This window comes from Pseudomonas sp. PDM13 (assembly GCF_025685765.1).
In the GTDB taxonomy this organism is placed as follows: Bacteria; Pseudomonadota; Gammaproteobacteria; order Pseudomonadales; family Pseudomonadaceae; genus Metapseudomonas; species Metapseudomonas solani.
The window spans coordinates 283,292-304,214 of the sequence record NZ_JAOTQU010000002.1 but is presented as its reverse complement, the minus strand read 5'-3'; the positions used below and the strand labels follow the sequence as shown (position 1 = coordinate 304,214).

At 66.8% G+C, this 20,923-nt stretch carries 18 protein-coding genes; 9 read left to right on the top strand and 9 right to left on the bottom strand.

All coding sequences use genetic code 11. The features are described from left to right. Positions 1 to 121: 121 nt before the first annotated feature. From OEJ36_RS03395 to trxA, 5 genes are all read right to left on the bottom strand, one after another. Entirely contained in the window at positions 122 to 2,947 is a 2,826-nt protein-coding gene (locus tag OEJ36_RS03395; protein WP_263400380.1) for a S8 family serine peptidase, read from the bottom strand. Between the two features lie 154 nt (positions 2,948 to 3,101). Continuing rightward, positions 3,102 to 4,067, bottom strand: coding sequence for a CDP-6-deoxy-delta-3,4-glucoseen reductase (locus tag OEJ36_RS03390; protein WP_263400379.1), 966 nt, complete (start codon positions 4,065 to 4,067; stop codon positions 3,102 to 3,104). Next, complete coding sequence (gene ubiD, locus OEJ36_RS03385) at positions 4,067 to 5,533, bottom strand: 4-hydroxy-3-polyprenylbenzoate decarboxylase (RefSeq protein ID WP_263400378.1); 1,467 nt, start codon at positions 5,531 to 5,533, stop codon at positions 4,067 to 4,069. The genes OEJ36_RS03390 and ubiD overlap by 1 nt, the downstream gene beginning before the upstream one ends. A gap of 131 nt (positions 5,534 to 5,664) precedes the next feature. After that, positions 5,665 to 6,924, bottom strand: a complete 1,260-nt coding sequence (gene rho / locus OEJ36_RS03380) for a transcription termination factor Rho (RefSeq protein WP_111261136.1) — start codon at positions 6,922 to 6,924, stop codon at positions 5,665 to 5,667. A gap of 259 nt (positions 6,925 to 7,183) precedes the next feature. Further along, positions 7,184 to 7,510 (bottom strand): thioredoxin TrxA, encoded by a 327-nt coding sequence (gene trxA, locus OEJ36_RS03375; RefSeq protein WP_021218198.1) that lies wholly within the window; start codon positions 7,508 to 7,510, stop codon positions 7,184 to 7,186. 363 nt (positions 7,511 to 7,873) lie between these two features. On the opposite strand from trxA, the gene ppx reads away from it, so the two are divergent. Continuing rightward, complete coding sequence (gene ppx / locus OEJ36_RS03370; protein WP_263400377.1) at positions 7,874 to 9,379, top strand: exopolyphosphatase; 1,506 nt, start codon at positions 7,874 to 7,876, stop codon at positions 9,377 to 9,379. Between the two features lie 94 nt (positions 9,380 to 9,473). On the opposite strand, the gene ppk1 is transcribed toward ppx, so the two are convergent. Together ppk1 and hemB are read right to left on the bottom strand one after the other, a co-directional pair. Then, positions 9,474 to 11,684, bottom strand: coding sequence for a polyphosphate kinase 1 (gene ppk1, locus OEJ36_RS03365; protein ID WP_263400376.1), 2,211 nt, complete (start codon positions 11,682 to 11,684; stop codon positions 9,474 to 9,476). A gap of 19 nt (positions 11,685 to 11,703) precedes the next feature. Further along, positions 11,704 to 12,717: a porphobilinogen synthase gene (hemB, locus tag OEJ36_RS03360; protein WP_263400375.1), complete on the bottom strand. Its 1,014-nt coding sequence runs from the start codon at positions 12,715 to 12,717 to the stop codon at positions 11,704 to 11,706. A gap of 235 nt (positions 12,718 to 12,952) precedes the next feature. Between hemB and OEJ36_RS03355 the strand changes: the two genes are divergently transcribed. Beyond that, complete coding sequence (locus tag OEJ36_RS03355; RefSeq protein WP_162164732.1) at positions 12,953 to 13,543, top strand: DedA family protein; 591 nt, start codon at positions 12,953 to 12,955, stop codon at positions 13,541 to 13,543. Between the two features lie 30 nt (positions 13,544 to 13,573). Here OEJ36_RS03355 and OEJ36_RS03350 read toward each other — a convergent pair whose 3' ends face one another. After that, a complete protein-coding gene (locus tag OEJ36_RS03350) occupies positions 13,574 to 14,809 on the bottom strand; it encodes a sterol desaturase family protein (protein ID WP_263400374.1) in 1,236 nt (411 codons plus the stop codon). 118 nt (positions 14,810 to 14,927) lie between these two features. Here OEJ36_RS03350 and OEJ36_RS03345 point away from each other — a divergent pair, with 118 nt between their 5' ends. From OEJ36_RS03345 to OEJ36_RS03335, 3 genes are all read left to right on the top strand, one after another. Continuing rightward, positions 14,928 to 15,761 carry a dienelactone hydrolase family protein gene (locus tag OEJ36_RS03345; RefSeq protein ID WP_263400373.1) on the top strand — a complete coding sequence of 278 codons (834 nt, stop codon included), beginning with the start codon at positions 14,928 to 14,930 and terminating at the stop codon, positions 15,759 to 15,761. Positions 15,762 to 15,774: 13 nt separating this feature from the next. Next, positions 15,775 to 16,440, top strand: coding sequence for an isoprenoid biosynthesis glyoxalase ElbB (gene elbB, locus OEJ36_RS03340; RefSeq protein ID WP_263400372.1), 666 nt, complete (start codon positions 15,775 to 15,777; stop codon positions 16,438 to 16,440). Between the two features lie 136 nt (positions 16,441 to 16,576). Beyond that, positions 16,577 to 17,047 carry a thioesterase family protein gene (locus OEJ36_RS03335; RefSeq protein ID WP_263400371.1) on the top strand — a complete coding sequence of 157 codons (471 nt, stop codon included), beginning with the start codon at positions 16,577 to 16,579 and terminating at the stop codon, positions 17,045 to 17,047. 18 nt (positions 17,048 to 17,065) lie between these two features. Here OEJ36_RS03335 and OEJ36_RS03330 read toward each other — a convergent pair whose 3' ends face one another. Beyond that, positions 17,066 to 17,518, bottom strand: coding sequence for a YaiI/YqxD family protein (locus OEJ36_RS03330; protein WP_263400370.1), 453 nt, complete (start codon positions 17,516 to 17,518; stop codon positions 17,066 to 17,068). Between the two features lie 273 nt (positions 17,519 to 17,791). Between OEJ36_RS03330 and OEJ36_RS03325 the strand changes: the two genes are divergently transcribed. The 4 genes from OEJ36_RS03325 to OEJ36_RS03310 are packed head-to-tail and all read left to right on the top strand — an operon-like array spanning position 17,792 to position 20,910. Then, positions 17,792 to 19,186, top strand: coding sequence for a COG3014 family protein (locus OEJ36_RS03325; RefSeq protein ID WP_263400369.1), 1,395 nt, complete (start codon positions 17,792 to 17,794; stop codon positions 19,184 to 19,186). A gap of 9 nt (positions 19,187 to 19,195) precedes the next feature. Next, entirely contained in the window at positions 19,196 to 19,555 is a 360-nt protein-coding gene (locus tag OEJ36_RS03320) for a YcfL family protein (protein ID WP_021218187.1), read from the top strand. A gap of 22 nt (positions 19,556 to 19,577) precedes the next feature. Further along, on the top strand, positions 19,578 to 20,171 hold the full coding sequence (gene lpoB / locus OEJ36_RS03315; protein WP_263400368.1) for a penicillin-binding protein activator LpoB: 594 nt from the start codon (positions 19,578 to 19,580) through the stop codon (positions 20,169 to 20,171). A 1-nt stretch (position 20,172) separates the two neighbouring features. Beyond that, entirely contained in the window at positions 20,173 to 20,910 is a 738-nt protein-coding gene (locus tag OEJ36_RS03310) for a penicillin-binding protein activator LpoB (protein ID WP_263400367.1), read from the top strand. Positions 20,911 to 20,923 lie beyond the last annotated feature (13 nt).

Genomic DNA, 20,923 nt, shown 5'->3' with positions numbered 1-20,923 from the left:
AGGATGGGTAGAGCGCAGCGAAACCCATGCGGACAACCCAAACACGGTGCCCGCCGGGAAGGTCGTTTGATGGGTTTCGCACAGCTCTACCCATCCTACGGGCTACATAGCGAGCTGCGAGTCAGTACCGCAGGTTGGTGTTGATCAGCACCATGGAGTCGTTGTTGCCCGGCTGGTTCTGGTAATCGCGCACGTGCAGCAGGCTGCCCTTGAAGGTCATCGGCCAGCGCGGCAGTTCGTAGCGGAAGAACATCTCGTATTCCATGTGCCGCCCTTCGGCGTCCAGCGCCAGGCTGGTGGAGCGCCAGGCCACGCTGTTGTCGGCATTGAGGCCGGTGGGCAGCTGCATGGAGGCGTCGCCGCCACGCACGCGCAAGGGCTGGTAGACCAGCGCGCCCACTTGCCACTGGCTATCCGGCCGGCCCACCAGGCCGAGGCTGAAGCTGTCGCTGCGCAGGTTGGCCGATTCCAGCCAACGCCCGCCGGAGACCTGGCTGAGGCCGGTGTTGTAGCGGCCGAACAGCTGCCACTGCTCGTTCAGCGCCAGGCTCAGGTTGAGGCCGTTGAACCAGGTGCGGGTACTGCCCTTGCCCAGCCACTGCTCGCCCTGGCTGCCGAGCAGGCGCTGCTGCTCGTTCAGCACGCCGCCCTGCAGGCTGAGGCCCAGGCCCTGCTCGCCCTGATAGCGCCATTCGCCCAGCACACTGTGCTGGCGGGCATGGTCGGAGCGGTCGACGAAGCGCTGCTCGGCCTCGGCCATCTGCACCTGCACGCCGCCGCTCCAGCTGGAGGACGCCTGCCAGTGCAGGCCGGCGCCGCTGGCCTGTTGCTCCAGGCTCAGGTAGGGGTTGGCGAAGGCACGGGTGGTGCCGTCCTGGCCCAGGTGCCGGTCCAGGCGGGTCAGGCCCTGGCTCCAGGACGGGTCGGTGTTGAGGCTGGCGCTGATGGCCAGGTCGTCCAGCTGCTGCCAGGCCTGCACCTGGCCGAGGGACTGCATGCCGCTGCCCTCGGTGCCTTCGCTGAAACGCAGGTTGAGGCCGCGACCATCGCTGACCTCGGTCATGCGGTATTCATCCTCCAGGCGTTGGCGATAGGCGTCGGTGTCCAGGCGCGCCTGGCGGTTGCCGCCTTGTTCGCCGAGCAGGGCGCCGCTGGCGAGGAAGGGCGCGTCGAGACTGTCCTTGAGCACCAGGTCGACCTTGGCCAGGGACTGGCGCAGGGCATTGCCCAGGGCCGGGCTTTCCGCCAGGCCGGCGCGATCGAGGGCGATCACCTCGCCGCTGGCGGTGTTGATCATCAAGCCGCCGATGGGGCTGCTGGCCGCGTCGAGGTCGAGCAGGCCCTGGCCGTAGACGTTCTGATCGGCGTATCGGCCGGTCTTGTCCGCCGACACCAGCACACGCTGGGTGACCTGGGCGGAACTGAGGGTGGGGAACAGGTCCATCAGCAGCGCCAAAGCGCCGGACACGTGCGGTGCGGCCATGGAGGTACCGCTCATGTGGCCGTAGCCGCCCCCCGGCACGCTGGAATAGACCCAGCTGCCCGGCGCTGCCAGGCACCAGGCACGGGCGTCACCACAGCGGTGGGAGCCGTCGGAGATGCTGCCGTTGTCCTGGATGTTGACCACCGCCAGCCACTGGCCCTGGAGATCCGGCGCAAGGATCGGCAGTGCGGCATAGAGGCTCGGCTGCGCGGCCAGGCCGGTGTCGCCGGTGGCGTTGTTGCCGGCGGCGAAGACGAACACCAGGCCGGCGCGCTGTGCCTCGCGGTAGAGCGGCGCGAGGGTGTCGCGGTAGTAGGTGCGCTGGCTCTCGTCGAGGTCGGCCAGGGTGCGCGAACGGTAGCCACCGCTGGCGACGTTGGTCCGCTCGCCCCAGCTGTTGTTGGAGACGCGGGCGCCGAGGTCCACCTGCCGGCGCAAGGCGTCGCGGGTGCCCAGGGTCTCGTTGCCCTGCACACCGTCGTCGAGGAACTTCACCGGCAGGATGCGGGCGTCCGGCGCCACGCCATGCATGCCCTGGCCATCCCGGGCGGCCGCGATGGTGCCTGCAACGTGGGTGCCATGGCCATTGCCGTCGGTCATGCGCGGGCCGCCGGCACGCACCACATCACCACCGGCGACGATGCGATCACGCAGTTCGGGGTGGTCCACATCCACGCCCGTGTCCACCACGGCCACGGTCACGCCGTCACCAGTGGCGCCCCGGGCATAGGCGTGCTCGGCCTTGATGCTGCCCAGGCCCCAGGTGGCGCGGAACTCGGCGGTGCGGAACTGCGCCGGGTCCACCGGGTTGACCGGCGGTTGCACGGGCGGCTGGACCGGAGGCTCTGGCTGGACGGGGGGTTGAACCGGTGGTTGGACCGGAGGCTGCACAGGCGGTTGTACTGGTGGCTGCACGGGCGGCTGTACCGGCGGTTGCACCGGAGGCTGCACGGGCGGCTGTACCGGCGGTTGGACCGGCGGTTGAGCCGGAGGCTGTACCGGCTGGGTCGGCGGCTGCGGGGCCGGCTGCTGGGCAGGCGGACTGGCCGGGGCGCCGGAGCCACCACCACCGCCGCCCCCACCGGAACGGGCCACGGCGACGGCACCCACCGCAGCGACGGCCAGGGTCACCTTGGCCGGGGTGGTGCGGAACCAGGCCAGGCGCTCCTTGGGCGTGGCGTGGGCGATATCGCCCAGCAGGGACTGGCGCTCGGGGCCGGCTTCCTCGCCCAGGTAGCGGATCAACTGCTCGCGGTACTCGGGGAAGATTTCCAGGGCCGGCTCCAGCTGCAGGCGCAGCATGTCGTCGGGCAGCTGGTAGAGGCGCACGAATTCGTTCTGGATGGCGCCGGGCAGCTCCACCGGCGGCAGGGGCGTGGCCCAGGCGGGCGCGCCGATGCAGGCGCCGAGGGCAACGGCCAGCAGGTGGCGGGGAAGACGCAGGGGAGGAAGGGGTAACGCCATGGGGCTCGTCCGATGAAGTCCACGAAAAAAGTCGCGGATTCTAGGGACGACGCCACCGACCGCCGTGCGCTGCCTCTCGTTATCGGGGGCAGGCGCGGGCGGTGTGGCTCAACTGCGGATCATGCACTGCCGTACCGGAACTGGCGCACACCCCTCAGCGCGGGGCGTAGGCGAAGACGTCGGCGCGCATCTGGTGGGCGTCCATCCCCGCCGCCACCAGGGCGTCGAGGGTGCCGTAGACCATGGCGGGCGAGCCGCTGGCATAGACGTGCAGCGGCTTGAGGTCGGGGAAGTCCTCGCTCACCGCTTCGTGCAGCATCCCGCAACGGCCTTGCCAGCCGCACTGGTCGCTGACCACCTGATGCAGGGTGAGGTTGGCCAGGCCCTGCCAGTCCGCCCAGTGCGGCAGTTCGTAGAAGTCCTCCGGCCGCCGTGCACCCCAGTACAGGTGAACCGGGTGGGGGAAGCCCGTGGCGCGGCAGTGTTCGATCAGGCTGTGCATCTGCGCCATGCCGGTGCCGGCGGCGATCAGCACCAGCGGGCCGTCGGGCAGCTCGGCAAGGTGGGTATCGCCGAAGGGCAGCTGGACCCGGGCGATACCGGTGCGCTGCAACTGCTCCAGCAGGGCCAGGGCGCTGGGCTCGCGAGCAAGGATGTGCAGTTCGATGTCGCGCCCTTCGCTGGGCGCCGAGGCCAGGGAGAAGGCCGAGGACTCGCCATCCTCGCGCTCCACCAGCAGGTATTGCCCGGCGTGGTAGCGCGGCGGCTTGCCGGCCGGGGCACGCAGGCGCACACGCCAGACGTCGCCACCGGCGTCGATGCAGGCACTGACCTGGCAATTGAGCTTGCGCAGCGGCAGCTCGCCCGGGGCGAGCACGCCATCCCAGTGCAGCACGCAATCCTCCAGGGGCTCGGCCAGGCAGGTGAAGAGTTCGCCGTGGTCGAGTTCGGCGCCGGCCTGGCGCACCCGGCCTTCCACCAGCAGGGCGGCACAGATGTGGCAGTTGCCGTTGCGGCAGCTCTGCGGGCATTCGTAGCCGAGACGACGGGCGCCGGCGAGGATGTTCTCGCCGGCCTGGATCTCCAGCACCGCGCCGGATGGTTGCAGCGTGACCCGCATCAGTCGATACCCAGGCTGGACCAGAGCTCGTCCACGCGACGGGTCACCGCCTCGTCCTTGACGATGACGCGACCCCACTCGCGGGTGGTCTCGCCCGGCCATTTGTGGGTGGCGTCCAGGCCCATCTTCGAGCCCAGGCCGGAAACCGGCGAGGCGAAGTCGAGGTAGTCGATGGGCGTGTTGTCGATCATCACCGTGTCGCGCTTGGGGTCCATGCGCGTGGTGATGGCCCAGATCACGTCGTTCCAGTCGCGGGCGTTGATGTCGTCGTCGGTGACGATGACGAACTTGGTGTACATGAACTGCCGCAGGAAGGACCAGACGCCGAGCATCACGCGCTTGGCGTGGCCGGGGTACTGCTTCTTCATGGTCACCACCGCCATGCGGTAGGAGCAGCCTTCGGGCGGCAGGTAGAAGTCGGTGATCTCGGGGAACTGCTTCTGCAGGATCGGCACGAAGACTTCGTTCAGTGCCACGCCGAGGATGGCCGGCTCGTCCGGCGGGCGGCCGGTGTAGGTGCTGTGGTAGATCGGGTCGCGGCGGCGGGTGATGCGCTCGACGGTGAACACCGGGAAGCGATCCACCTCGTTGTAGTAGCCGGTGTGATCGCCGTAGGGGCCTTCGTCGGCCATCTCGCCGGGGTGGATCACCCCTTCGAGGACGATCTCGGCACTGGCCGGCACCTGCAGGTCGGAGCCGATGGCCTTGACCAGTTCGGTGCGGTGGCCGCGCAGCAGGCCGGCGAAGGCGTATTCGGAGAGGGTGTCCGGCACCGGGGTGACCGCGCCGAGGATGGTGGCCGGGTCGGCACCGAGGGCGACGCAGACCGGGTAGGGCTGGCCGGGGTGCTTCTCGCACCACTCGCGGTAGTCCAGCGCACCGCCACGGTGGCTGAGCCAGCGCATGATGACCTTGTTGCGGCCGATCACCTGCTGGCGGTAGATGCCGAGGTTCTGCCGCTCCTTGTTGGGGCCACGGGTGATGGTCAGGCCCCAGGTGATCAGCGGTGCCACGTCGCCCGGCCAGCAGTGCTGGATGGGCAGCTTGCCGAGGTCGACGTCGTCGCCTTCCTCGATCACGTCGTGGCAGGGGGCGTCCTTGAGCACCTTGGGCGCCATGCTGATGACCTTCTTGAAGATCGGCAGCTTGGACCAGGCGTCCTTGAGGCCCTTGGGCGGCTCGGGCTCCTTGAGGAAGGCCAGCAGCTTGCCGATCTCGCGCAGTTCGGAGACGTCGTCCGCGCCCATGCCGAGGGCCACGCGGCGCGGCGTGCCGAACAGGTTGCCGAGCACGGGGATGTCGTAGCCGGTGGGGTTCTCGAAGAGCAGCGCCGGGCCTTGCTTGCGCAGGGTGCGGTCGCAGATTTCGGTCATCTCCAGCACCGGGGACACCGGGGCGGCGATGCGTTTCAGCTCGCCGCGCTCTTCCAGGCCACGGATAAAGTCGCGCAGATCGCGATACTGCATGCTTGAGCCTCGCATGGGGCGTGCAGGTCGGGGCGCAAAGTTTAGCGCCGAACTGGGTTATTCAGAAGGCCGCGCGAATCGCGCAAACGCAAAGGCCGGGTTTCCCCGGCCTTTTTGGTGCGAACCAAACGTTACTTGCGCTTCATGGACATGAAGAATTCGTCGTTGGTCTTGGTGTCCTTGAGCTTGTCGAGCAGGAACTCGATGGCAGCGATCTCGTCCATCGGGTGCAGCAGCTTGCGCAGGATCCACATGCGCTGCAGCTCGTCGTCGGCAGTCAGCAGCTCTTCGCGGCGGGTACCGGACTTGTTGATGTTGATGGCGGGGAACACGCGCTTCTCGGCGATGCGGCGGTCCAGCGGCAGCTCCATGTTGCCGGTGCCCTTGAACTCCTCGTAGATCACCTCGTCCATCTTCGAGCCGGTCTCGACCAGCGCGGTGGCGATGATGGTCAGCGAACCGCCTTCCTCGATGTTACGGGCGGCACCGAAGAAGCGCTTGGGCTTCTCCAGGGCATGGGCGTCGACACCACCGGTGAGCACCTTGCCGGAGCTCGGGATCACGGTGTTGTAGGCACGCGCCAGGCGGGTGATGGAGTCCAGCAGGATGACCACGTCCTTCTTGTGCTCGACCAGGCGCTTGGCCTTCTCGATCACCATCTCGGCGACCTGCACGTGGCGGGTCGGCGGTTCGTCGAAGGTGGAAGCGACCACTTCGCCGCGCACGGTGCGCTGCATCTCGGTCACTTCTTCCGGGCGTTCGTCGATCAGCAGGACGATCAGGTGGCACTCGGGGTTGTTACGGGTGATGTTGGCCGCGATGTTCTGCAGCATGATGGTCTTGCCCGCTTTCGGCGGGGCGACGATCAGGCCGCGCTGGCCCTTGCCGATCGGCGCGCAGAGGTCGATCACGCGGCCGGTGAGGTCTTCGGTGGAGCCGTTGCCGGCTTCCATCTTCAGGCGCTCGTTCGGGAACAGGGGCGTCAGGTTCTCGAACAGGATCTTGTTCTTGGCGTTCTCCGGGCGATCGAAGTTGATCGAGTCCACCTTGAGCAGGGCGAAGTAACGCTCGCCTTCTTTCGGCGGGCGGATCTTGCCGATGATGGTGTCGCCGGTACGCAGGTTGAAGCGGCGGATCTGGCTGGGCGAGACGTAGATGTCGTCCGGGCCGGCCAGGTAGGAAGAGTCTGCGGAGCGCAGGAAGCCAAAACCGTCCTGGAGAATCTCCAGCACGCCGTCACCGGAGATTTCCTCGCCGCCTTTCGAGTGCTTTTTCAGCAGGGCGAAGATCACGTCCTGCTTGCGCGAACGGGCCATGTTCTCGAGGCCCATCTGTTCGGCCATTTCCAGCAGTTCGGCAATCGGCTTTTGCTTGAGTTCGGTCAGATTCATAGGAATGACGTAAGTATTAAAAATGAGAGGAAGGAAAGCGTTGAGCTTTAGAGGCCGCGCCGCGGAGAGGCGACAGGATCGCTGTGCTTATTCGAGTTGGAATGCGTCGGCGGCGGCTTGCGAAGGGCAACGGAATAGCGTTGCGGCCCCGAATTTAACACCGGTATCCAGGGGCGTCTAGTACCGATTCATCAAAAAACCCCGCAAAGTGCGGGGTTTCTCGAAACAGTCCGAAGGCTCGCCGGAGGCCCGGCCAGGCTCAGATGTTGGCGTCGAGGAAGGCCGCCAGCTGGGACTTCGACAGGGCGCCGACCTTGGTCGCTTCGACGTTGCCGTTCTTGAACAGCATCAGGGTCGGGATACCGCGTACGCCGTACTTCGGCGGGGTGTCCTGGTTCTCGTCGATGTTCAGCTTGCAGATCTTCAGCTTGCCCTGGTAGTCCTTGGCGATCTCGTCGAGGACGGGGGCGATCATCTTGCACGGGCCACACCACTCGGCCCAGTAATCGACCAGCACAGCGCCTTCGGCCTTGAGCACGTCCTGCTCGAAGCTGGCGTCGCTAACGTGGGAGATGAGTTCGCTCATGGATGTTCTCCGTGGGTTCGGATGCGGAAATTGGCGGCCATCATAGCCCGGCTTTTCCCGGACCGAAAGCCGCTGGCAATTGAGCCTTTCTATGGATGCACCCGGGAAAACTGATGGATAACCGGTTCCGCGTCAATCCGCCGCGGCCATTTATCGCCTCGCTTGGCGGCCATCGCGAATGCCACTCCGCCGATGCCTGCACGCCGCCTATAGTAAGGAGGCGGCCGTCATGAAGCGGAAACTGCACCGTGGCATTCTGCGCAGCCGCCTTCCTTTCCCTTGCACGAGCGTTCCACGACTCGCGTTGGCGCAACGTGACGATCGTGGCAGGATGGCGCCGTTCAGAAACGAGACACCAAGACCATGCCCTCGACCCGTCGCGCCGAAACACCTTCCCTGATCGCAGCCATCGACCTGGGCTCCAACAGCTTCCACATGGTCCTGGCCAAGGCCGATCACGGGGAGATCCGCATCCTCGAGCGCCTCGGCGACAAGGTGCAACTCGCCGCCGGCCTGGATGACGAGCGCATGCTCAGCGAAGAGGCCATGCAACGCGGCCTCGACTGCCTGCGCCGCTTCGCCCAGATGACCAACAGCCTGCCCGAAGGCGCCGTGCGCGTCGTCGGCACCAACGCCCTGCGCGAGGCCCGCAACCGCGCCGACTTCATCCGCCGCGCCGAGGCCATTCTCGGCCACCCGGTGGAAGTGATCTCCGGCCGCGAGGAAGCGCGCCTCATCTACCTGGGCGTGTCCCACAGCATCGCCGACACCCCCGGCAAGCGCCTGGTGGCCGATATCGGCGGTGGCAGTACCGAATTCATCATCGGCCAGCGCTTCGAATCCCAGCTGCGCGAAAGCCTGCAGATGGGCTGCGTCAGCTACACCCAGCGTTACTTCCGCGACGGCAAGATCACCCCCGCCCGCTATGCCCAGGCCTACACCGCAGCGCGCCTGGAGCTGATGGGCATCGAATACAGCCTGCGCCGCCTCGGCTGGCAGCAGGCGGTAGGCGCCTCGGGCACCATCCGCGCCGTCGGCCTGGCGATCCAGGCGGCAGGCATGGGCAGCGGCGAGGTCAACCCGGAAGGCCTGGCCTGGCTCAAGCGCAAGCTGTTCAAGCTGGGCGAGGTGGAGAAACTCGACCTCGACGGCATCAAGCCCGATCGCCGCGCCATCTTCCCGGCCGGGCTGGCGATCCTCGAGGCCATCTTCGACGCCCTCGAACTCAAGCACATGACCCATTCCGAAGGCGCCCTGCGCGAAGGCGTGCTCTACGACCTGCTGGGCCGCCACCACCACGAGGACGTGCGCGAACGTACCCTCAGCGCGCTGATGGAGCGCTGCCACGCCGACGCCGAGCAGGCGGCCCGCGTCGAGGCCAAGGCCCTGGAGGCGCTGGAGCAGGTGGCGGACGACTGGCAGCTGGATGACGAGTGGCACCGCGACCTGCTGGTCTGGGGCGCCCGCGTCCACGAGATCGGCATGGACATCGCCCACTACCAGTACCACAAGCACGGCGCCTACCTGATCGAGCACTCGGACCTGCCGGGCTTCTCCCGCCAGGACCAGCAGATGCTCGCGCTGCTGGTGCGCGGCCACCGCCGCAACATCCCCAAGGACAAGTTCGCCGAGTTCGGCGACGAAGGCGTCAAGCTGATCCGCCTTTGCGTGCTGCTGCGCTTCGCCATCCTCTTCCACCACATCCGCACCAGCCACGAGACCCCGGCGGTGCAGCTGAAGGTCGGCCCGCAGAGCCTCGCCGTGCAGTTCCCCGACGACTGGCTGGCGGCCAACCCGCTGACCCAGGCCGACTTCGAGCAGGAAGCCGAATGGCTCAAGCGCATCGACTTCAGCCTGCAGGTGAGCTGAACCGGAACGCGGCGAGCGGACATGAAAACGGGGCCCCAAGGGCCCCGTTTTTCATTGCAGCGGTATCGCCGGCAGCGCGCCGCGCCGCGACCGATCAGCGTGCGCTGACCGGCGGGTTGAGCAGCTTGTCCAGCAGGATGGCCTGGGCGCTGCGCGGGTTCTGGTTGCCGCTGGGGCTGTTGCGCAGGTAGCGGCCGTCGGCCTGCAACGCCCAGCTGTGGGTGTTGTCGGCGAGGTAGGTTTCCAGCTCCTTCTTGACCCGGGTGATGAGCTTCTTGCCCTCCACCGGGAAGCAGGTCTCCACGCGCATGTCGAGGTTGCGCTCCATCCAGTCGGCGCTGGAGAGGTAGAGCAGCTCGTCGCCCTCGTTGAGGAAGTAGTAGATGCGGCTGTGCTCGAGGAAGCGGCCGATGATCGAGCGCACCTGGATGTTGTGCGAAACACCGGGGATGCCCGGGCGCAGGCAGCACATGCCGCGCACCACCAGGTCGATCTTCACGCCGCTCTGGCTGGCCTTGTACAGCGCGCGGATGACCTTCGGATCGGTCAGCGAGTTGACCTTGGCCATGATGTGCGCCGGCTTGCCTTCGATGGCGTGCTGGGCCTCCTTGGCGATCATGTCCAGCAGCGACTTCTTCAGGGTGAAGGGCGCGTGCAGCAGCTTCTTCATGCGCAGGGTCTTGCCCATGCCGATGAGCTGGTTGAACAGCTTGTGCAGGTCCTCGCAGAGCGCGTCATCGGCGGTGAGCATGCTGTAGTCGGTGTACAGGCGCGCGTTACCCGCGTGGTAGTTGCCGGTGCCCAGGTGAGCGTAGCGGCGCAGCTCGCCGTCCTCGCGCCGCAGGATGAGCATCATCTTGGCGTGGGTCTTGAAGCCGACCACGCCGTAGATCACCACGGCACCGGCAGCCTGCAGGCGGCTGGCCAGCTGCAGGTTGGATTCCTCGTCGAAGCGCGCGCGCAGCTCGATCACCGCGGTGACCTCCTTGCCGTTGCGCGCCGCTTCCACCAGGGCGTCGACGATCTCGGAGTTGGCACCGGCGCGGTACAGGGTCTGCTTGATGGCCAGGACGTTGGGGTCCTTGGCGGCCTGGCGCAGGAAGTCCACCACCGGGGTGAAGGACTCGAAGGGGTGCAGCAGCAGGATGTCCTGCTTGCCCACCACGCTGAACAGGTTCTCGGCCTTCTGCAGCAGCTTGGGGATCACCGGGGTGAAGGTGGGGTGCTGCAGCTCGGGGTGGCTGTCGAGGCCGGTGATGCTGAACAGGCGGGTCAGGTTGACCGGGCCGTTGACCTGGTACAGCTCGCTCTCCGCCAGGCCGAACTGCTTGAGCAGGTAATCGGACAGGTGTTTCGGGCAGGTGTCGGCCACCTCCAGGCGCACCGCATCGCCGTAGCGACGGGAGAACAGCTCGCCACGCAGGGCGCGGGCCAGGTCTTCGACGTCCTCGGTGTCCACCGAGAGGTCGGCGTTACGGGTCAGGCGGAACTGGTAGCAGCCCTTGACCTTCATGCCGGGGAACAGGTCGTCGGCATGGGCGTGGATCATCGACGACAGGAACACGAAGTTGTCGCCGGGGCCGCTGATCTCTTCCGGCACGCGGATCACCCGCGGCAGCAGGCGCGGCGCCGGGATGATCGCCAGGCCGGAGTCACGGCCGAAGGCATCGACGCCCTCCAGCTCGACGATGAAGTTGAGGCTCTTGTTCACCAGCAGCGGGAAGGGGTGCGTCGGGTCGAGGCCAATGGGGCTGATGATCGGCGCGATCTCGTCGCGGAAGTAACGGCGCACCCAGGTCTTCAGCTTCGGCGTCCAGTAGCGACGGCGGATGAAGTTGACCTGGTGCTTGGCCAGCTCCGGCAGCAGCACATCGTTGAGGATGCTGTACTGCCGCGCCACCTGCTCGTGCACCAGCTCGCTGATGCGCGCCAGGGCCTGGTGCGGCAACAGGCCGTCGGCACCGGCCTGCTCGCGGGCGAAGGTGATCTGCTTCTTCAGCCCGGCGGCACGGATCTCGAAGAACTCGTCCAGGTTGCTGGAGAAGATCAGCAGGAACTTCAGGCGCTCGAGCAGCGGGTAGGACTCGTCGAGCGCCTGCTCCAGGACACGGATGTTGAACTGCAGCTGCGACAGCTCCCGGTGGATGTACAGGCTGCTGTCATCCAGGCCCGGAATCACCGGCGCCGGCACGGGGGCGGGCGGCGGCGTTTCGACGGGGGCCGGAGCGGGGGCCTCGGCGACCGGTTGCTCCGGTACGGGCTCTTGTTCGGGGTTCGACGCTTGGTTCAGACCATCGGTGTTCATCTGGTTTCCTGCTGGGGAGTCAGGCTCCCGCTTTGAGCATTTCTGCGGCACGCACGGCGAAGTAGGTAAGGATGCCATCAGCGCCCGCACGTTTGAATGCGGTCAGTGATTCGAGTATGACCGCCTCGCTCAGCCAGCCGTTCTGGATGGCCGCCATGTGCATGGCGTATTCGCCACTGACCTGGTAGGCGAAGGTCGGCACGCGGAAGGCTTCCTTCACGCGCCAGACGATGTCCAGGTAGGGCATGCCCGGTTTGACCATGACCATGTCGGCGCCTTCGGCGAGGTCGCTGGCCACTTCGTGCAGGGCCTCGTCACCGTTGGCCGGGTCCATCTGGTAGCTGGCCTTGTTGGCCTTGCCGAGGTTGGCGGCGGAGCCCACCGCATCGCGGAAGGGACCGTAGTAGGCGCTGGCGTACTTGGCCGAGTAGGCCATGATCCGCACGTTGGGGAAGTCGGCCAGTTCCAGGGCCTCGCGGATCGCCTGGATGCGACCGTCCATCATGTCCGAGGGCGCCACGACCTGGGCACCGGCGGCGGCGTGGGACAGCGCCTGCTTGACCAGAGCGTCCACGGTGATGTCGTTCTGCACATAGCCGTCGGCGTCGAGGATGCCGTCCTGGCCATGGGTGGTGAAGGGGTCCAGGGCCACGTCGCTGATCACGCCCAGCTCCGGGAAGCGCTCGCGCAGGGCGCGGATGGCGCGCTGGGCGATGCCTTCGGGGTTCCAGGCCTCGGCGCCGTCGAGGGATTTGTTCTCCAGCGGGGTCACCGGGAACAGCGCCAGCGCGGGGATGCCCAGCGCCACCCAGCCAGCCGCCGCTTCCAGCAGCAGGTCGATGGACAGGCGCTCGACGCCCGGCATCGACGGCACCGCCTCGCGGCGGTTCTCGCCGTCCAGCACGAACACCGGCAGGATCAGGTCGTCGACGGTCAGGGTGTTTTCACGCACCAGGCGGCGGGAGAAATCATCACGGCGGTTACGGCGCAGGCGGGTGGCGGGGAACAGGCGATTGGCGGGGGTAAAGCTCACGACAGACTCCAGGGTCCAAAGGAGGACACAGTGCGACATTTATAAGCGGCAATTATGACCGAATGGTAACAATGCGTGACAGCGACGCTCTGTCGCGTTCACTGAATTTTCCGAGGCCCCACTAGGGCTGGCCGTGAACCAGTCGACCCTCGACTGGCGGTTCGCCACCCTTTAGAGCTTTTCGCGCGCGTTCAACCCGGTTAGGCTTCGCGTTCATTTTTGCCGCGCTGCCAAACTGATGCTGCAACAATTTCTCCAGGACTTCGGCTATTTCGCCCTCTTCCTCGGCACCTTCTTCGAGGGCGAGACCATCCTGGTCCTGGCCGGCTTTCTCGCGTTCCGCGGCTACATGGATATCAACCTGGTGGTGATGACGGCGTTCTTCGGCAGCTATGCCGGCGACCAGCTGTGGTACTACCTCGGCCGCCAGAAGGGCCGCCAGATCCTGGCCAAGCGCCCGCGCTGGCAGGCCATGGGCGACAAGGCCCTGGAGCACATCCGCCGCCATCCCGACATCTGGGTGCTGAGCTTCCGCTTCGTCTACGGCCTGCGCACCGTGATGCCGGTGGCCATCGGCCTGTCGGGCTACCCGCCGCTGCGCTACCTGATCCTCAACGGCATCGGCGCCATCGTCTGGGCCCTGGCCCTGGGCTTCGCCGCCTTCCACTTCGGCGCCGTGCTCGAAGGCATGCTGGGCAACCTCAAGCGCTACGAGCTGATGGTGCTTGGCGCGCTGGTGGTGATCGGCGGCCTGCTCTGGCTGCGTCGCCGCCTGCGCAACAGCCGCGAAGCCAAGGCGAACGCCGAGCAACCGCCGCAGCCGTAACCCGGGCCTCAGCCCGGGAACACACCCGCCTCAGACCGCCAGCGCCGTCTGCCGCCGCCCCAGGGCGACCAGCGCCAGCACGCTGACCAGACCGTGCACACCCAGCACCAGCCAGGCCAACTGGCTGGCCGGCAGCATGCCGAGGGCGTCCGCCAGCCAGAGCACCGGCAGGTTCAGCGCCAGCCGCGCCAGCTCCAGGCGCAGTGCCCAGGGGCGGTTCTCCAGCCAGGCACCGATGACGAACAGGCCGAACGCCACCCAGCCCCAGCCCAGCAGCACGGCGCCCAGCGACATGCCTTCACCGGCGCCCAGCAGGTAGCTGCCGCCCACCACATAACCGACGAACTGCAATGCCGCATACAGGGTGCGACCGCCCGACAGCGGCACCTCGAACTTGGCGAAGCGGCTCAGGTCCGGCTTCGCCTGGGGGTATTTGCGCGCCACGTCCTCGGGGCGCCAGCCGGTGCGCATGAACCAGATGCGCAGGCGATCCCACCAGGACTCGGCGCGCACCGCGTCCTGCCACAGCACCGAATAGAACTGCAGGTTGGCCCAGAGCGGGTTCCAGCTGGCCAGGGGCGTGGTCACGCCGAACACCACCGGCTCCTCGTCCAGCTCCTCCTGAAAGGTGCCGAACAGACGGTCCCAGAGGATGAACACGCCGCCGTAGTTGCGATCCATGTACACCGCGTTCTGCGCATGGTGCACGCGATGGTTCGACGGGCTGATGAAGAACCACTCGAACCAGCCGAGCTTGGGCACGTGGCGGGTGTGCACCCAGAACTGATAGAGCAGGTTCAGTGCGGCGACGGTCAGGAACACCAGCGGCGGCACGCCGGCCACCGCCATCGGCAGGTAGAAGATCCAGCCGAAGAGGAAGCCGGTGCTGGTCTGGCGCAGGGCGGTGGAGAGGTTGTACTCCTCGCTCTGGTGGTGCACCGAATGGGCGGCCCAGAGCACATTGCGCTCATGGCCCAGGCGGTGGTTCCAGTAGTAGCAGAAGTCGTAGAAGACGAAGGCGAACAGCCAGACCCAGAGGCTGTCCGCGCGCAGCTCGAACAGCGCCAGGTGCTGCCAGGCATAGGTGTAGGTGAGCAACCCGACCGCCTTGGTCAGCAGCCCACTGGTGGTGGACAGCACGCCGGCGCTGAGGCTGTTGATGGCATCGGCAGTGCGGTAGGTACGCACCCCGCGCCAGCGATCGGCCAACAGCTCGATGCCGATCAGCAGGAAGAAGAAAGGGACCGCGTAGAGGACGTAATTCATGATGTCAGCCGTATCGTTATGCCGATCAAGGGACTAGGATTGCCAGGCTCGATGCTACGCCCGTGCCTCCCCGGAGCCCCTGGCGCCGCATGCCAGCCCAACCGGCATATGACGACACATGCGCATAACCACAAGACGCACGCTCTCCATCCTGTTGATCCTGATCGCCGCAGCCGCCCTCCTGGGACTCTATCCCTATCGCGCCGCGCTGTTGCCGGCCGCCGACGACCTGGCGGCGGCGAAAACCCGACTGGCGCCCCACGTCAGCCTGTTCACCCCCGAGGGTGAAGGCCCATTCCCCACCGTGCTGGTGTTCCACGGTTGCAGCGGGCAGAGCCCCGGCTTCGTGCGTAACGTCAGCGACTGGCTGCTGCCCCAGGGCTTTGCCCTGCTGTTCGTCGACAGCCTGGCCGCCCGGGGCATCGACGACTGGCACCCGGTGTGCGACGGCAAGCGGCTGTGGGGCAACGAACGCGCCCTGGACGTCTACGCCGCCCTCGACCTGGCCCGCGCCATGCCGCAGCTGGACCACCAGCGCATGGCCCTGCTCGGCTACTCCCACGGCGGCTGGAGCATCCTCGACGCCCTGGCCTACGACGGCGCCGCCGGCCACGGTTTCCCCGGCATCGGCCAGCAGGCGCTGGACGGTGTGCGCGGCGCCATCGCCTTCTACCCTTACTGTGGGTTCCCCGCGCACCTGCGCCAGGGCAAGGGACGTGACCTGCCGGTGCTGATGTTTCTCGGTGGCAAGGACAGAATCACTGACCACCTTCAGTGTCTATCAGCTATGGACGCGCTCGATTTCGAACAACTGCAACTGGTGCAATATGGCGGAGCCGACCATGTTTTCGATCAGCGCAGCGACCTGAATACCTACCAACCCAGGCTGGCCAAGGATGCCCACCAGCATGCCCAGGCATTCCTCCAGGAGACCCTGAAGGCGGCCCAGTGAAGCGGAGAACGCTATGAACAAAAAAGTTGCTGTGATCCTTTCCGGCTGTGGCGTGTACGACGGCGCGGAGATCCACGAAAGCGTGATCACCCTGCTGCGCCTGGACCAACGGGGCGCACAGGCGCAGTGCTTCGCGCCCAACATCGCCCAGCACCACGTGATCAACCACCTCACCGGCGAAGAAATGCCGGAAAGCCGCAACGTGCTCACCGAATCCGCGCGCATCGCCCGGGGCGCGGTCAAGGACGTGCGCGAGCTGAAGGCCGAGGACTTCGATGCGCTGATCATCCCCGGCGGTTTCGGCGCGGCGAAGAACCTCTCCGACTTCGCCATCAACGGCACCGACTGCAGCGTGCAGCCCGACGTGCTGGCCGCCGCCCAGGGTTTCGCCGAGGCCGGCAAGCCGGTGGGGCTGATCTGCATCGCCCCGGCCATGGCCGCGAAGATCTACGGCGAGGGCGTGATCTGCACCATCGGCGACGACGCCGACACCGCCGGTGCGCTGCAGAAGATGGGCGCCGAGCACGTCGAATGCGTGGTCAGCGAGATAGTCGAGGACAAGCCGCGCAAGCTGGTCACCACCCCCGCCTACATGCTCGCCCAGTCCATCAGCGAAGCCGCCTCGGGCATCTACAAGCTGGTCGACCGCGTGCTGGAACTGACCCACGCCGACCATTGACGGCGCAGGCGGGCGGCCCCGGTCGCCCGCCTCTGCAAGCCGCTCCCGCCAATCCGCGTGCCATTTGGGCCGCGCCCCTGTTCAAGCGCCCCGCGCTGCGTCAGCGTCGCCTTTTCGACCCAGATGCAGGTGCAGCATGAGCGATAACGAATTCGTCCTGACCCCGGAACTGCAGCAGGCGGTCCGACGCTTCTTCGAACGCATCCCCTTCAACCAGGTGCTCGGCATCCAGTTGGGCGAGCTGTCGCCGCAGCAGGTGACCATGCACCTGCCGATGAAGGACGAACTGATCGGCAACTTCGTCCACGGCATCCTTCACGGTGGGGTGATCTCCTCGCTGCTGGACGTCACCGGCGGCGCCATGGCGCTGATCGGCGCCTTCGAACGGCATCAGGGCCTGTCCACGGGTGAGCGCATGGAGCGCCTGTCCAAGCTGGGCACCATCGACCTGCGTATCGATTACCTCCGCCCGGGGCGTGGCCGCTCCTTCACCGCCACGGCGGTGCTGCTGCGTTCGGGCAACAAGGTCGCGGTGGTGCGCTCGGAACTGCACGCCGACGACGGCACCCTGGTAGCGGTCGGCACCGGCACCTACCTCTGCGGCTGAGGGGGTCCGGCCGCGGCCTCAGCTACGACTGAGTCGGGTGAGCAACCGGTCCAGCGAATTGGAGAAGGCCTGGCGGTCCTTCTCGCTGTAGGCCGCCTGGCCGCCGCCCATCTGCCCCTGGTCGCGCAGGTCGGTGAACAGGTTGCGCACCGCCAGCCGCTCACCCATGTTGCGCTCGTCGAACTCCCGGCCACGGGGGTCGAGCGCGGCGACACCCTTCTTCACCAGGCGATCGGCCAGCGGCACATCGCTGCAGATCACCAGGTCACCGGGCTCGGCCTCCTCCACCAGGTGATCGTCCGCCGCATCCGGCCCGCTCGGCACCACCACCAGGCGCACGCAGGCGAAGGCCGGCTTCACCTGGCTCTGCCCGGCCACCAGCACCACCTCGAACTTGCGCTTGAGGGCGAACTTGATGACCTGGTCCTTGGCGGCACGGGGGCAGGCGTCGGCGTCGATCCACACACGCATGGGCTTGGGCTCCGGAAAAATGGCGGGCGCGCAGTATGCCAGCCGCGACCGGGGCCCGCTCGCTGCGCCACCATGCCGCAGGCTGGGCGAGGTCAAAATGATCTCATTGCGCCATCTATTTTCGCCGATATTCCCCTATAATCGCCCGCCCTTCCCGCACCTTCGGGTCCCGAGGGAGGCCCCACGGGGGATTGGCAGGACGCCGCTACATGCCAGTGCACGCCTGGATCAGCCGGAAACGGCTGGCAGTATCAAGGACTCGACGAGGAACACATGGCATCCCGCGCCGTTACCGCCCTGGCGGTCTGCTTCGCCCTGCAGCTTGCCGGCTGCTCGGTCTTCCGCAGCTACGAACACGAACTCACCGAGACCAGCCAGCACCTCGCCCGCGGCGAAGTCGATGCCGCACTGGGCGTACTGGAAGCCAACAACGACAGCGCCGACAAGGACCTTCTCTACTGGTTCGAGAAGGGCGAACTGCTGCGCTCGAAGGGTGACCTGGCGGCCAGCCAGAAGGCCTGGCGCCAGGCCGACGGCATCATCTTCCAGTGGGAAGAGGCGATGAAGGCCGATCCCGGCCGCTACCTGGCCGAAGCCGGCGCCTACCTCGCCAACGACCGGGTCCGCCGCTACCAGGGCTATGACTACGAGAAGGTGATGCTCACCACTCAGATGGCCCTCAACGACCTGGCGCTGAACGACTTCGACGCCGCGCGCACCGAGATCCGCAAGACCCACGAACGCGAAGCGCTGATCGCCGAACTGCGCGACCAGCAATACCTCGACAGCGAGGAGGACGCCGAGCGCCAGGGCATCAGCACCCGCTTCGAAGACCTGCGCGGCTACCCGGTGGCCTCCCTCGACGCCCCCGAGGTGGTAAACCTGAAGAACAGCTACCAGAGCGCCTTCAGCCACTACCTCGCCGGCTTCGTCTACGAGGCCCTGGGCGAGAAGGGCCTGGCCGCTCCCGGCTACCGCCAGGCCGCCGAACTGCGCCCCGGCACCCCGCTGCTGGAACAGGCCCTGCTGGACCTGGACGCCACGCCTGCCGCAGATGCCGGCAGCGACGTGCTGCTGGTGTTGCAGAGCGGCATGGCGCCGGCCCGCGACTCGCTGCGCATCCCGCTGCCGGTGCCCCTGGATTCCGGGCTGATCATCAGCACCGTGTCCTTCCCGCTCCTGCGCGACGACACCAGCACCCTGACACCGGGCTTCATCGAGGTGGATGGCGCGCCCGCCGCCCTCACAGAACTCAGCAGCGTGCGCGCCATGTCCCACCGTGCCCTGCGCGACGACATGCCCGGCATCATCCTGCGCACCACCGTCCGCGCGGTGACCCGGGGCGCCCTGCAGAAGCAGCTCAACGACAACGGCAACCCCCTGGCCAGCCTGGCCGTCGGCATCATGTCGGTGGCCAGCGAAGGCGCCGACGAACGCACCTGGCGCACCCTGCCCGGCAGCATCAGCGTCGCGCGGGTGCGCCTGGCCATGGGCGAGCACCGCCTGGCCCTGCCCACCGCCTATGGCGTGCGCGAATTCACCCTGAAGATCGATCGGCACCATCAGGTGGTCCCGCTGCGGATGGTGGCCGGCCAGGTCTACGCCCAGGGCGCCGTCACCCCGACCCTACCTGGCCCACGCACCTTGGCCAGCAACCAGACTCCCTGAGGAACACACATGCGCAAGCTGCTCGTCGCCGGGCTCGCCCTGGCCCTGCTCGCCGGCTGCTCCAGCCGCGAAACCGCCTCCAGCAAGGTGGCGCCCATGGGCGATGTGGAAGACATCGAAGTGGACACCATGCGGGTCGCCCGCGAGAACGGCTTCCTCACCGTCAAGGTGAAGCTGACCAACACCTCCAGCCATAACCGCACCCTCTACTACCGCTTCGCCTGGCTGGACAGCGACGGCTTCCCCGTCGCCGACGAGGAAAGCTGGAAGGCCCTGCCCATCTACGGCACCCAGACCACCTACCTGCCGGCCATCGCGCCGGTGCCCAAGGCGACCGACTTCCGCCTGGAAATGAACACCCCCGACTGATCACGAGAAAGCGAGTATTCCCATGCGCCTTGTCCGCACCACTTGCATCGCCGCCCTGGCCCTGGCCGTCGCCGGCTGCTCCAACAACCCGTCGCCGGTGCTCGGTGGCGGCAACATCAGCTACGGCGACAGCAAGGCCGTCGAACTGATCACCAACGAGTTCGGCTCCACCGACCTGCAGATGATCGCCGAATCCATGACCCGCTCCCTGGCCCAGTCCGGCGTGCTCCAGGGTCGCCCGGTGGTCCAGGTCTACGACGTGAAGAACAAGACCAGCGAGTACATCGATACCCGCGAGATCACCACCTCGATCAAGACCCAGCTGATGAAGACCGGCACCGCCCGCTTCGCCAGCGACAACACCGACATGCAGAGCCAGGTCGACCAGCTGAAGCTGCAGAACCAGAGCGGGCTGTACAAGAACTCCACCGTGGCCAAGACCGGCAACATGATCGCCGCCAAGTACCGCCTTGAGGGCTCCATCAGCTCCATCGTCAAGCGCAGCAGCGACTACAAGGACGTCTTCTACAAATTCAGCCTGCAACTGGTCGACGTCGAAAGCGGCCTGGCCGAGTGGATGGACGAGAAAGAAATCCGCAAGACCACGGAGCGTTGATATGCGCGCATTGATCGGCCTGTTCGTCGCCAGCCTGGCATTCGCCAGCCAGGCGGCCCCCAAGGTGGCGGTGACCGACCTCGCCTACGAGGAACGCGTCCGCGAGTACATCCACACGGTGAACGCCCAGAGCGCCTCGCAGGTGAGCGGCTTCTCCGGCAGCGCCTCCAGCAGCTACGCGGAAGAGGAAGGCACCTACAGTTACATCGAGCGCGGCGAGCTGCGCAAATTCACCGGCGACATCAAGGGCGAGATCCTCAAGTCCGGCACCTTCCAGCTGATCCAGGGCCGCCCCTTCGCCAGCGACAACGAAGGCCTGCACGACGTGATCGGGCGCATCGCCCAGGGCCAGTTCAAGGGCGCGGACTATGTGCTGTTCGGCTCGGTCTCGGACGCCGACTTCCGCCAGGACGTCAACGCCATCGACAACACCGACAGCTACTCCACGGTGCTGGGCCTGACCCTGGTGGTCGACTTCAGCCTCATCGACACCCGCACCCACGAGGTGAAGGCGGCGTTCACCGCCATGGGCGAAGCCCAGGACGTGAAACTGGTGAAGGGCAACGACAGGCGCGTCACCCCCAACCGCGGGCGCGTGGTGCGCGAGGTGTCGAAGGCCCTCGGCGAAGATGTCGCGCGGCAGCTGCAGGAACAGCTCGGCGTCGGCCCGGCAGCGGTCACCGACAACGGCCGCTACGGTGCGCTGCCGCCGGATGAGCCGGCGAAGATACTGCATTGAACCAAGCGGCCTG

Excerpts from the sequence above, each read along its gene's own strand:
- OEJ36_RS03395 (WP_263400380.1), bottom strand. The coding sequence starts at position 2,947 with ATGGCGTTACCCCTTCCTCCCCTGCGTCTTCCCCGCCACCTGCTGGCC.
- OEJ36_RS03390 (WP_263400379.1), bottom strand. The coding sequence starts at position 4,067 with ATGCGGGTCACGCTGCAACCATCCGGCGCGGTGCTGGAGATCCAGGCC.
- ubiD (WP_263400378.1), bottom strand. The coding sequence starts at position 5,533 with ATGCAGTATCGCGATCTGCGCGACTTTATCCGTGGCCTGGAAGAGCGC.
- rho (WP_111261136.1), bottom strand. The coding sequence starts at position 6,924 with ATGAATCTGACCGAACTCAAGCAAAAGCCGATTGCCGAACTGCTGGAA.
- trxA (WP_021218198.1), bottom strand. The coding sequence starts at position 7,510 with ATGAGCGAACTCATCTCCCACGTTAGCGACGCCAGCTTCGAGCAGGAC.
- ppx (WP_263400377.1), top strand. The coding sequence starts at position 7,874 with ATGCCCTCGACCCGTCGCGCCGAAACACCTTCCCTGATCGCAGCCATC.
- ppk1 (WP_263400376.1), bottom strand. The coding sequence starts at position 11,684 with ATGAACACCGATGGTCTGAACCAAGCGTCGAACCCCGAACAAGAGCCC.
- OEJ36_RS03350 (WP_263400374.1), bottom strand. The coding sequence starts at position 14,809 with ATGAATTACGTCCTCTACGCGGTCCCTTTCTTCTTCCTGCTGATCGGC.
- OEJ36_RS03345 (WP_263400373.1), top strand. The coding sequence starts at position 14,928 with ATGCGCATAACCACAAGACGCACGCTCTCCATCCTGTTGATCCTGATC.
- elbB (WP_263400372.1), top strand. The coding sequence starts at position 15,775 with ATGAACAAAAAAGTTGCTGTGATCCTTTCCGGCTGTGGCGTGTACGAC.
- OEJ36_RS03335 (WP_263400371.1), top strand. The coding sequence starts at position 16,577 with ATGAGCGATAACGAATTCGTCCTGACCCCGGAACTGCAGCAGGCGGTC.
- OEJ36_RS03330 (WP_263400370.1), bottom strand. The coding sequence starts at position 17,518 with ATGCGTGTGTGGATCGACGCCGACGCCTGCCCCCGTGCCGCCAAGGAC.
- OEJ36_RS03325 (WP_263400369.1), top strand. The coding sequence starts at position 17,792 with ATGGCATCCCGCGCCGTTACCGCCCTGGCGGTCTGCTTCGCCCTGCAG.
- OEJ36_RS03320 (WP_021218187.1), top strand. The coding sequence starts at position 19,196 with ATGCGCAAGCTGCTCGTCGCCGGGCTCGCCCTGGCCCTGCTCGCCGGC.
- lpoB (WP_263400368.1), top strand. The coding sequence starts at position 19,578 with ATGCGCCTTGTCCGCACCACTTGCATCGCCGCCCTGGCCCTGGCCGTC.
- OEJ36_RS03310 (WP_263400367.1), top strand. The coding sequence starts at position 20,173 with ATGCGCGCATTGATCGGCCTGTTCGTCGCCAGCCTGGCATTCGCCAGC.